This window comes from Sulfurimonas sp., from assembly GCF_050296975.1.
Taxonomy (GTDB): Bacteria; Campylobacterota; Campylobacteria; order Campylobacterales; family Sulfurimonadaceae; genus Sulfurimonas.
Genome location: NZ_JBNKRX010000035.1, coordinates 1 through 12,264 on the forward strand (window position 1 = coordinate 1; position 12,264 = coordinate 12,264).

The following is a 12,264-nucleotide window of genomic DNA, read 5'->3' on the forward strand; positions in this document are numbered from 1 at the left end:
GGTTGTTGTTTTTTGTATTATTCAAGCTTCCGCTTGCTTAGTTTTCAATGATCTCAAACGTCTTCTCTGACTTCAACTCGAAGTCTCTCTTCGTTTGTGGACGGGAATTATAGAGAAATTAAACTTAAAATGCGTTTAATCAAGACAATTTACATTGCTCCCTTGCTGTAATAAACATGCATATCCTGTTTCATTATCTATCCGAATAACAACTTCATTATCACTATTAGCTGGTGTATCATTATTGTTACATACTGCATCTTCAGAACATAGTTTCACAAACATTGCTCCTGTTGCTACACTATCAGTCGGTGAAACTATTACACCTGGGTCACCTGCATTTGTTGTCCCTTGATACAACCTACCTAGATTATCAAATATAATTCTTCTTGCGTTTGTTCCAACTGCACCACCATTTACATGTATTGTAGTAATTCCATATTTTGTATTTAAATTCAGTTCTTTAGATAGTCTGTTTGTATCTGTAAAAGTACCATTTGCACTTCCAATTAAATATGTATTTTTTGTTGTAGGATTGATAGCTGCTTCCACACTAGTATAAGTACCAACTTGATCAACTTGACCATTATGATCTGTATCACTATACACAGTATAAGTCTGTCCACCTACTGGAAAATAAACTTGCCATCTTTCTAGATACCATTGATTATCTCCAGTATCATATTGGTCATTTATCATTGCTAAATGTTGAGCATATCGTATATGAGAAAGTAGTTGAACTCCTGCTTCGTAAGTTGGATTACGCTCCATCCTCGGCATAATAAGGGCAGCTAAAATGCCAGCAACAATAAGTACAAAGATGAGTTCCAACATAGTAAAAGCTTTTTTCATAGCTTTAGTATATCGTAAATTTTTGGAATTTGGAAGAAAAAAAGTAAAAGGGTTTAAAGAAAGTTCAAGCGAAGAGATTAAATCTCTTCTGCTTTTTGTACATCGTAAAGGATATCGTCCATTGGATGGCGATACATTGGCATTGCAAGACGTTTTTCATCAAGTACGTGACCGATGAAACCGATCGTACGCCCAGCGATGAAGAATGCGTTAAGTGTACCAGAAGCGATAAATTCATTGATCTCTTCTTCAGGATAACCTAGTGCTCTCCACATATCTACCATTAAGATACCGATAGTACCATCAACGTTAAGAATTAAGTTCTCTTTTTTACTTGTAGTTAGCGCTTCAACAGTTCTAGCATAGTCAAGTAATGGAGTTTTAGGGAAATTTTCCGCTGCAAAGTCCATTAAACCTTTAACACGAAGGTCTGGGTTTTTAAGAGATTTAATACGGTGACCGATACCTGGAATTGGAATACCTTGTTTTTTCATGTGGTTAAGAAACTCAGCTGGAGTTAAACCATTGTCATCTGCATATTTGAAATGCTCAGCAGCACCATCAATAGCACCACCAAATCTTGGTCCAATTGTTAAAAGACCAGTTACTAAAGACTCAACTACTGATTTACCAGCACGAGCAGTTACTTTAGCATTATGTGCCCCTGAAACTGCTGGACCATGATCAGCAACAGTTTTGATTACAGTCTCGATGAAGTCTGTAGCCCATTTTGGATATTGTTTTTTGAACCAAAGAAGTGAAATAACATCACCGATACCTTTACCTGTACTTGGTAAAGCAACAGATGAAATTGGGAAACCAGCATAAGTAGCTTCTTCACCCCTATCATCAGAGATAGTACAGATAAATTGTTTAGAACGTCTAACTTTTGGTACTACGTTCATTTCTGGTTCTGGGATTGGAGCAATATTTAATGACTCATAAACTTCTTTGATCTTAGCTGGTAAGTCATTGAAAGTTGCAGGTACGTGAATACCAGCTTCAGCCATAGCTTTGTTTTTAGCTTCAGCAGTTTCCATGTCACCATTAGCTGAAGCTCCAGCGTGACCAAATTGAACACCACTATCGTAGTACTTAGCGATAGTACCAATACACCATGCGATAATTGGTTTAGTGATTTTTCCAGATTTAACTGCTTCGATCACTTTGTACTCTTCAGTACCACCAACTTCACCAAGAAGAATCATATATTTTACATCTGGATTGTCTTGCATACGAAGTAAGTTATCGATGAAAACAGAACCTACGAAACGATCCCCTCCAATCGCAACACCCTCTGCAATACCGTCAGCGTTGATAGCGATGATGTTAGAAAGCTCGTTGAATAAACCACCTGAACGAGTAACTAAACCACAAGAACCTGTTCTGTGTAGTTTAGAGTTTACGATGTTCTCGATTGTACCACCAACGTTAGCAATTTTGAATGCACCCGGAGCGATACCACCAACTGTAGCAGGTCCGATAACAACAACACCAGCATCACGAGCAGTTTGGTTCATTTTACGTGCTAATCTTTCAGGGATACCCTCAGCAGTAATCATGATAGTTTTAAATCCACCAATCTCTAAAGCTTCCATAGTTACATCGTAAGCAGTTCTAAATGATGCAAAGTTTAAAAGTACATCAGCTTGAGGTTGAGCAGCTTTTGCTTCTGTAGTGTTTTTGTAAGTTGGGATCATAACTTCATCTGGACCCCAGAAGAACTTCTCAAATTTACCAGAAGCAGTTGGAGCAACAATCGCAGCAACTGATGGTTTTTCTCTTTTGATTGTGTAATCATAGTCTAACATTCTTTGGATAGCAGTTGAGTTGTTATTCCAAAAAATTGCTTGTGTATCTTTAGTAAATAATTGTGCCATTTCTTCTCCTTATGCCTCTACAGCCATTCTTACGATGTCAGTCACGTGAGTTTCTGGTCCGTAAACATCGATCCATAAACCAAGTCTATCAGCAGCTTCTTTGATGTCTTTTAAACCTTTTTCATAGTTTGGTCCACCACGTCTAACGTAAATTTTAACACCAACTTCTTTCATTTTGTCTGCATAGTTTTCAAACGCTTGAATGATACCTGTAAATGTTTTTGCAACGTCTGTAAAGTTTGCAATCGCACCACCAATGATAAGAACTTTATCTCTACCTTGAGCATCTTTAGCTCTAGTCATTAAATCTAAAAGAGTTTCAGCATAGAATTTAGTCTCACCAGTAGTTGGACCACCTGAGTATTCACCATAGTTAGCGAGGTCATCAATACCTGCCATATCTGCAATAGTATCAGCATAAACAACTGAAGCACCACCACCAGCAACCATAGTCCAGATTCTAGCATCCGGTTTAAGTAGAGTAAGTTTTAAAGACGCACCAGTTTTAGAGTCAGCTTCTTCAATAGCTAATACTTCTGGAGATTTTTCTTCCATACCAAATGCAGTTGGGTATTCAACATCACCCCAAGCTTCAACCATTAAGAAACCTGCAGTATCATCAAGTTTTGCAACCATATCTAAAAGCTCAATTTTGTTCCCTTGCATAACAAATGGGTTGATTTCAAGGTAAGCAAAATTTAATTCACGGTATGCTCTGAAAAAACCAATTGCAAATTTTGCAAAGTTTTCTTTATCTTCTGTTTTTACATCAGCTGGAACATTTGCAGCAATCTTCTCAGCTATCTCTTCTTCAGTAGCTGTAATAGGGAATGCTACTTCAGTAACTTTTTCATCCCAACCTTCTTCAACTTCCATACCACCTTCAGCAGACATGTAAAGAACATCATTATCGCCAACACACGTAGCAGAAATATAGTACTCTTCAGATTGGTCATGTGGAGTAAAAGGCTCAACAACAAAGTGAGTTAACATATCAACTTTTGGCTCACCAGTTGGAGTATCACCATCAAATGAAAAGTAAACACCTTGTTTCTCACTTGATTTTTCATCAATCCAAGATGCAGCTTTTGCTAAAGATACATCACCTGGTTTTTGGTCTCTAAATAAAACTAAACCATTTTTACCACGTTTACCAAATAACATATCTGGTTTTGCAACTAATGGTTTTTCATTTAACCAAGCTTTCTCTTTTGCAGCAGCATTAAGTTCAGCCCCATTTTGAACCATAACTGTTTCATATGCATAAGTAAAGTCTGGAAAGTACTTATTCCAATGTTTCGCTAAAATCGACTTCGCGTCATATTCTCGTATCGCTTTTTGAGCCATAGAAACTCCCTATGTTTGATATTTGGGTGTGATTGTAGCATAAAGTTGCTAACAATTCTATTTCAAAAAGGGTTCAAATCTTTAATTAGGGTCTTTTATGTTTATTTTTGTAACATTTGCTCTATAAACTGGTTGGCTCTTGTAACTTATAGTTACATCTGAGTGATTTTCATGTGATAATGAGACCTCTTCTAGAAAATTAGTGGCACACTTTGAAATATTATAAAATTGTAACCTTTGCTGCATTTTTAAATCTGTATCTACACACTCAATATTCATCTCTTTTAAGTTCTGTGCTAACTCTTTAGCAACATACATATTATACGCAAAATGTTTTTTTGGATCTTCTAAATAAGCATAAATTGTTTTATTGAATAGGACTACTAAAGTATTTAAGATTAGAAAGATAAAAGAGAGTACAAAAATAGTTTTATACCTTTTTCTAAACATTTTGAGTCTAACCCTATAAGAGTGAACAAAAGTTTGTGCAGCTAATGGTAAAGCTATTATCAGGTACGGTGCAAAATACTCTATATCTAATCTTTGTCTAAAAGAAAGTAAAAGAGAGAAAATGAGTGTAGTTGTTGCGATGTACCACACTTTATCTATCTTATCTGCTAAATATTTTCTATAAAGTGAATAAACAACGTATACAAAAATAATCGGTGTAAAAATAGCGCTATATACACCTATTGTATCCAAAAAGTGTCCGCTAGGAATGCCATAAATCTGTAATCTATAGAGATAAGCTGATATGAGTAATAATACAAAGTTAAACGCTATATTTCTATAATCTTTTACAAAAATGTTATAGACTAAAATCCCTAGTAAAAGATATGCAAAACCTCCATCTATAAATGTATAAAAGAGAAGTAAAATATTTGTATATTTGGCTGGATATTTTTGATCTAGATAAATATAAAGTAAAAGTCCCAATAAAACTAAAAAAGCATGGCTAAATACAATTGCAGCACTTAAAGTTCCTGGCAACATTACAAATAAAAGTAATAACCAAAGCTGATCTCTTGTTGTTTTTAAATAATGTTTTGAAATCGAATAAAAAAGTACTGCACTCATTAAGTGAATAATTATTATAGGTATTCTTAGTGCGTAGTCATTGTTGCCAAAAATTGAAAGAATAAAATTAAAAACATAACTCAAAAAAGAATTTTCTTCATAAAGTATATGAGTTTCTGAGGAGGAGATAGACAAGTTGTCTATCTGAAAAAAAAGTACAATTACATCTATCCCTAATATAAAGAAAAAGATGAGATGTTGCATCATATCTTTAAGAAATTTCCTATAATCTCATGTCCGTACTGACTCATTATAGATTCTGGATGAAACTGAACACCGTATATATCTTTATCTTTAATTTTAAGTGCCATAATCTCGTTATCATCTGTTGAATAAGCAGTTGGTTCAATTACATCTGGTAAAGTGTTTTTATCTACTATCAAAGAGTGATAACGTGTAGCTATAAACTCCTCTGGCAAATCTTTAAAAATCTCACAAGAGATATGTTGTTTCATTGTTGAAGTTTTTCCATGCATCATATTTTTTGCGCGAACTACATCGCCGCCAAAAACTTGCGCAATACTTTGATGCCCTAAGCAAATCCCTAAAATTGGAAGTTTATCTTTAAAATAATCGATCACTTCTAGTGTCACCCCTGCCTCATCTGGTGATGCTGGACCAGGGGAAATAATGATCTTTTCAGGATGCAATGCTTCGATCTCTGCAACACTCATCTCATCATTACGAATAATTTTTAAATCAGCTCCAAGTTCACGACAATACTGCACAATATTGTACGTAAAGCTGTCATAATTATCTATCATTAAAATCATCTATTTATCCCGTATAATTGTTCAATAATGACATTATACCTACTCTTGAATTTGTTTAGTATAAAAGTTTAAACCTCGAATACCTAAATTTCCATAACGGTGATAAGAGTTTGTCACACTTTGTTCTACAAAATAGTGCATCATCTCAACTCTACCGTGAGCTACAAAAGGTGTAATCGCTATGTAGATTGCTTTTGGAGCTACTTTTTCATAAATATTTTGACTTACATTCTTTTTTGCCAAGAAACGTATACGTTCATATTTTGCCATTGATTCTACTAGTTCATCCTCATCTTCTCGAACTATAAGATCAGTATTTTCTAAAATAGCACTTTTCTTTGCTTCAAGCCATATATACTCTGCTTTTCGTGAACGTTTCGGTAATGAAATATGGAGTTTTGCTCCAACCATTTTAATAGCAAGTATACTCGCTAGAACCTCTTCAAATTTATCGTTATCCTCTAAACGAAGCAATACACTTTTAACAGGTCGGTATCTGATTACATTGCTTTCTCCGCGAATATGTGCATAATCATGATCTTTTAAAAATTCCGCTTCGTACCAGTGTGCAAAATGACATCCGTAACGCAGTGCTGTTTCACACTCTTCATTAAACAGAGTATCTCTACTGAAAAATACACGCATGTGATCGATAAAGTCGGTTGAACAACTCTCATATAAGTTTGTATCGTGGTATTCTAGGTTCATAAACTGACTTACATAGTTAAATCCACCCGCTTTTTTACCGCTTCCGATTGCCGATTTTCTCATCCCTCCAAAAGGCTGACGTATGACAATCGCACCTGTAGTTCCGCGATTAATGTAAAGGTTTCCTGCAATAATATTTTCCCTCCAATACTCCACTTCCCTATCATCCAAGCTCTCTATTCCCGATGTGAGTCCATATCCCGTTTCATTTACAATATTTACGGCATCTTCAAGATTTTCAGCTCTTATAACACTAAGTACTGGTCCAAAAAGCTCATGCATATGACAAAAATCTCCCGCTTTTGTTCCCCATCGTACAGATGGTTTTAACATATACGGGTTACCTTGATTGGCATATGTCGGTTTTACCAACCATTCCTCGCCGTCATCAAGATATGAGAGTGATTTTTTCAAATTACCCTGAGGAAGATTACTAAGTGTTCCTACTCGGTTTTTAAAATCCCATACTGAACCGGTTTCGAGTGACTCTACTGCTTCTTTTATTGCTTGTTTGTATTTTGGATCGTCATACAGCTCTTTTTCTAGTACCATAAGTGAAGTTGCTGAACACTTCTGACCTGAATTATGAAATGCTGAAATCACTACGTTTTTTAAAGCTTGTTCCCGATCGGACATCGCTGTAACTATCGTTGCATCTTTTCCTCCGGTCTCAGCACTCAGCGCTATATCCGGACGCGATTTTATAATGCGGTATGCTGTTTCTTCCCCACCTGTAAAGATCGCAAAGTCTATATCTGAGCTTGGTACGATGTGCTTTCCAACTTCACTACCACTTGCAGTTATAAGCTGCAGAGTATTTTTACTCACTCCGGCTTTCCAGAAACATTCACACAACATATATGCACAAAGCATTGCATCGTCTGCAGGTTTTAAGATGACGGTATTTCCAGCTGCAAGTGAAGCGGCAACTCTACCTGTTGGAATCGCAATTGGAAAGTTCCAAGGGCTTACAACGAGTCCTACACCTTTTGGTGTAGCTTGTACTCCTGTTAAACCTGCAAGTTTTGTCACACTATACGGGTAAAAGTTTAAAAAGTCGATCGCTTCACTCACCTCTACGTCAGTTTCTGTAAACACTTTTCCAACTTCCGCTGCTGCAATTCCGATCAAATCTGCACGAGCTTTTCTAAACTCATCGGCAACATTCATTAAAATTTTCTGTCGCTCTTGATGTGAAAGTTTTCTCCAACCATCAGGATCAGCTACAGCAGTTTTAATCGCTAATTTCATATCATCTTCAGTAGCTCGTATAAATGAACCCACTTTTTTACCCTCGTGGTATTGTGACTTGTCGATCACTTCTACTTGTTCAAGTTTATGTTTTTTCTCTATACCTGCTACTACAGGATACGCATGAACACCTCTGTTTTCACCAATATTCATCCATTTATCGCGAATAGCTTCAGCCCATCTTCTGTTTTGCGGTAGAACAAAGTCAGTATCTGGTTCATTTTCAAAATGATAACTATTTAGATCGATCTCTTGTTTTTCGATCTCTTTATTTCTATCTTGTATGCGTGTAGGCTTTTGATCAAGTTTTCCAAAAAGTGCAATCGAATCATCATAGCTTTGCAAAAGTGTTTCCCATTTCGGAGAGTCTACCGTAAGTCCAAAACTATGGCGTAAAAAGTTATGATCAGCCGTATTTTCATCGAAACGGCGTACCAAATAAGCTATGGCATTTGTAAATGTCTCTTTCGTAGCGGTTGGAGCGTAAAGTACAACATTTATACCCTCATCTTTTAAGATGTGGTAGGCTGCTTCACTCATACCCTCTAACATCTCAGCAGTTAAATACTCCTCTACTCCACGCTCTCGTGCTAAAATCAGTGCAAGTGCTTGATCAAAAAGATTATGTGAAGCAACACCTGTGTGTACATACGGTGCAACATCTGGATCAAGCAGATAATTCATAGCCACCTTAAAGTTTGCATCACTTTGCGCTTTTGTATTGAGTGTTACATTTGCCCACCCTCTTAAACTCGCCTCAGTCATTTCCATCTCTTGGTTTGCACCTTTTACTATTCGTATCTTGATCGGTGCTCCACTGTTGTCTACTCTTAGTTTTGCAAAAGCTGCTAAATCTTTTATGTACTCTAACGATTCAGGAAGGTAATTTTGTATTACGATCCCTGCGTATAAATTATGAAACTTTTCAGTTGATAAAAGCTTTTTAAAAAGATCGATTGTAGTCTCAATATCTTTATACTCCTCCATATCTAAATTAACAAATTTGTTGCCGTTATCTACAGCAGTTTGGTAAATTTTTTCTAGTCTTGCTGAAAGTTTTTCAACATTGTACTCGTGAGCATGTGGAATAAATTGAGAAAAAAGATTGGAAATTTTTATGGAGAGGTAGTCAATGTCGGGATTTTGTAGTATTTTTATATATTTCTCTTCACGCTTTTGTGCTTCTGCTTCACTAAGCACTATCTCGCCAATCACGTTTACATTTACACGTGTACCCTCTTTTTTACGACGTTGTAGATGTTTTGCTAAAACTTCATCTTCCCCTTGAATGACAATCGAACTAATATCGTTACGTAAGTATTTGACAAATAAAGGGATGGAGATGGAGCTTATATAAATCCCTACATCACGAAATAACCAGATTAACACCTGTTCAAACTCTGAGAAAAAATCGGTAGTACCATATTTCTCAAAAATGTACTCTAATTGATCAGCTACACGCTTAGGATCATTTGAGCGAAAACTTTGATCGAGCAGTTCGATTAGAAAAACTTTATTTATTGGATTTTTGAGCATTTTGAGCATCATATCGTGAAACTCTTGCTCTTTAGCTTCGCGGGAAGTTTCTATTTTCTCTTGCCATTTTCTGGCTATATTTTTTACTTCATCAAACGTCGTTTGAGAAATCTCCATATCAAACTCCTTTTGCTTTTCATTGTAACATATAAAGTTATACGAGCCAAATCAAAGTTTTAATTTTATATTTCATGGTATCATTGTCACATAGGAGATTTAAATAATGAGATATAAACAAACTCTTTTCAAAATTTTAAAATATAGTATTTTGATAACTATTGGTGTTTACATATCAACTGCTGTGCTCTTAACATATTTTCAACGTTCTTTTATATATTTCCCTTCAAAAGCTGTAAAACATGGTTTGAAAGAAATAGTTTTACAAAACCATGGAGAACATTTAGACATTATTTCATCAAAACAACAATTCGAAAATGCAATTTTATACTTTGGAGGAAATGCTGAAGCTGTATATGCTAATTATAATGATTTCTCTCATTATTTTAAAAATGAAACTTTTTATCTTGTCAACTATCGCGGTTATGGTGGGAGTAGTGGAATTCCAACTGAAAAAGCACTTTATGAAGATGCTTTACTTATCTATGATACATTAAAAACAAAACATAAAAATATCACTGTTATTGGAAGAAGTTTGGGTAGTGGTGTTGCTACTTATTTGGCTTCTAAGCGTAGAGTAAATAAACTAATATTAATTACTCCTTTTGATAGTCTAAAAGCAGTTGCTAAAATACATTTTCCTTTTTATCCTGTAGAATTAATGCTCTTTGATACTTATAATTCAATAGCAAGAGTAAAAGATATAAATGCAAAAACACTTATATTGATAGCAAGAGAAGACAAAATTATTCCACAACAAAATAGTTTAAATCTTAATAATACTTTTGAAGCAACAAAAGTCGATAAAAAAATTTTAAAGGGTTACGGACACAACGATATACAATTAGCACCAAAATACTATACATATATACAAGAGTTTTTAAAAAAATAATTACTTTTTTAAACTCTCCCCATCCCCAAGCATAAGTGCGATCCATTTTGTTTTCTCATTTGCATTGAAAATGATTTTTGCCATTATCGTAAGTGGAATTGAGAGAAACATCCCTACTATGCCAAGTAACCAACCCCAGAAAATTAATGATAAAAAGACGATAAGTGTTGAAACACCTAAACCTTTTCCCATCACTTTTGGCTCTATAATTGAGCCTATTACAACATTTACTATAACATAAACTCCAGCAACTAAAGCTGCACTTACAAAACCCAGTTGAACTAGTGTTATGAGCACTGCTGGAACTGCTGCGAGGATCGAACCTATATTTGGGATGAAGTTGAGTAAAAATGCGATAACTGCCCAAAGAAAAGCGTAATCAGTTCCTATAATTTCAAGTGCTATATAGATTACAAATGCAGTTGCAAATGACATACCTGATTTTATAACCATATAGTGTTTTATTTTTTCAAATATCTCATCCATATGTTCTAATGAATCTGCAAATCCAATTTGAACTTTTTTTACAAAAACATCCGCTTCAAGCAACATAAATGCAACAGTTAAAATCACAACGAACCCATTTGTAAAGAGTGCACCTACCCCTTGTACCATTGATGAGATAAACTTCATGATTTGTTTTGCATTCATCATATCTGAAAGTGACTGAGTTGTAATGGTATAACCAACTTTATTAGCAATATCAACTATATCTTGATAATACACATTAAGTTTTACTGCATAATCATCTATGTTATTACTAAATTGATACGCTGATGTTGAGATAAGTTTTACAACAAGCACTACAATCAGTAAAAACACTCCAAGTACAATAACTAAAGAGAGTGCATCAGGGATTTTTTTTGATTTTAAATAAGCAAATGTAGGTGCTAAAATAATAGCTATAAATATAGAGAGTAAAAAAGGAACTACAATAGAAGATGCACTTTTTATCCCTGCTAAAACCACTACAACACTAGCTAGGACAATAAAATAGTACCCTATCTGTTTTTCTTTCATCTTCTTTCCTTTAATTTGTCTGTATATCTTTTTGATTTGTTTTTTGTTGCAAATAGTTTGAAATATTTATAAGTGAGAATGTTACTAAAAATATCATAAGTCCTGGGAAAAAACTTACCCACCATGCAATCTCAACTACATCTCTACCACCACTAAGAATTGTCCCCCAGCTCATTTGAGGTGCAACTATCCCTAGACCTAAAAAGCTAAGTCCTGATTCTGAAAGAATAGCACCACCAACCCCAAATGTAAAACTTACAAAATAGATTGGTGCTAAAATAGGAGCATAATATTTTAAAAGTATTTTTACTTTAGATACTTTAGCAATGTTGAGGATTTTTATATATCCTTGAAAGCCTATCTTAAAACTCTCAGCACGGATAAGTCTTGCAGTTGTCATCCAGCCAGTTATAGAAATAATTATGATTAAAACTAAAATAGAAGCATTCATATAACTCACCATAGCTAGTAATAAAAAGAATGTTGGAAATGTTAAAAACAAGTCAACCATTATCACAAAAGCTTTATCTACACTGCCACGAAAATATCCCGCAATTGAACCTAAAATAAGTCCAATAAATGAAGCAATTAAAGCACTTCCAACACCGATAGTTAAAGAGACTTGTCCACCTTCAATCAATCGTGCTAAAAGATCACGACCAAGTCTATCTGTACCAAGTAAATGCTCAAAAGAAGGAGAGAGTAAAATAGCTTGAGAGTCAAGTTCATAAGGGTCTACACCATAAATATATGAACCAAAAAAAGAAAAAAGAAATAAAAAGAGTAATACCAATATACTAAAAATTGGCAT

General features: G+C 34.9%; 9 protein-coding genes. 1 reads left to right on the plus strand and 8 read right to left on the minus strand.

The annotated features are described in order from the left end of the window. Positions 1–135 precede the first annotated feature (135 nt). From ACQY56_RS10300 to ACQY56_RS10325, 6 genes are all read right to left on the minus strand, one after another. Positions 136–852 carry a pilus assembly FimT family protein gene (locus tag ACQY56_RS10300; protein WP_428738293.1) on the minus strand — a complete coding sequence of 239 codons (717 nt, stop codon included), beginning with the start codon at positions 850–852 and terminating at the stop codon, positions 136–138. Positions 853–929: 77 nt separating this feature from the next. Continuing rightward, positions 930–2,732 carry a citrate/2-methylcitrate synthase gene (locus tag ACQY56_RS10305; RefSeq protein WP_428738292.1) on the minus strand — a complete coding sequence of 601 codons (1,803 nt, stop codon included), beginning with the start codon at positions 2,730–2,732 and terminating at the stop codon, positions 930–932. A gap of 9 nt (positions 2,733–2,741) precedes the next feature. Continuing rightward, positions 2,742–4,079, minus strand: a complete 1,338-nt coding sequence (locus ACQY56_RS10310) for an ATP citrate lyase citrate-binding domain-containing protein (RefSeq protein WP_428738291.1) — start codon at positions 4,077–4,079, stop codon at positions 2,742–2,744. An 81-nt stretch (positions 4,080–4,160) separates the two neighbouring features. Further along, entirely contained in the window at positions 4,161–5,363 is a 1,203-nt protein-coding gene (locus tag ACQY56_RS10315) for a hypothetical protein (protein ID WP_428738290.1), read from the minus strand. Next, positions 5,360–5,929, minus strand: a complete 570-nt coding sequence (locus tag ACQY56_RS10320) for an anthranilate synthase component II (protein WP_428738289.1) — start codon at positions 5,927–5,929, stop codon at positions 5,360–5,362. The genes ACQY56_RS10315 and ACQY56_RS10320 overlap by 4 nt, the downstream gene beginning before the upstream one ends. 39 nt (positions 5,930–5,968) lie before the next feature. After that, positions 5,969–9,541, minus strand: a complete 3,573-nt coding sequence (locus ACQY56_RS10325; RefSeq protein WP_428738288.1) for a proline dehydrogenase family protein — start codon at positions 9,539–9,541, stop codon at positions 5,969–5,971. Between the two features lie 106 nt (positions 9,542–9,647). On the opposite strand from ACQY56_RS10325, the gene ACQY56_RS10330 reads away from it, so the two are divergent. Further along, positions 9,648–10,433 carry an alpha/beta hydrolase gene (locus ACQY56_RS10330; RefSeq protein ID WP_428738287.1) on the plus strand — a complete coding sequence of 262 codons (786 nt, stop codon included), beginning with the start codon at positions 9,648–9,650 and terminating at the stop codon, positions 10,431–10,433. Here the strand turns inward: ACQY56_RS10330 and ACQY56_RS10335 are convergent, their stop codons facing one another. Together ACQY56_RS10335 and ACQY56_RS10340 are read right to left on the minus strand one after the other, a co-directional pair. Then, positions 10,434–11,453 (minus strand): AI-2E family transporter, encoded by a 1,020-nt coding sequence (locus ACQY56_RS10335; RefSeq protein ID WP_428738286.1) that lies wholly within the window; start codon positions 11,451–11,453, stop codon positions 10,434–10,436. 10 nt (positions 11,454–11,463) lie between these two features. Further along, positions 11,464–12,264 carry an ABC transporter permease gene (locus ACQY56_RS10340; protein ID WP_428738285.1) on the minus strand — a complete coding sequence of 267 codons (801 nt, stop codon included), beginning with the start codon at positions 12,262–12,264 and terminating at the stop codon, positions 11,464–11,466.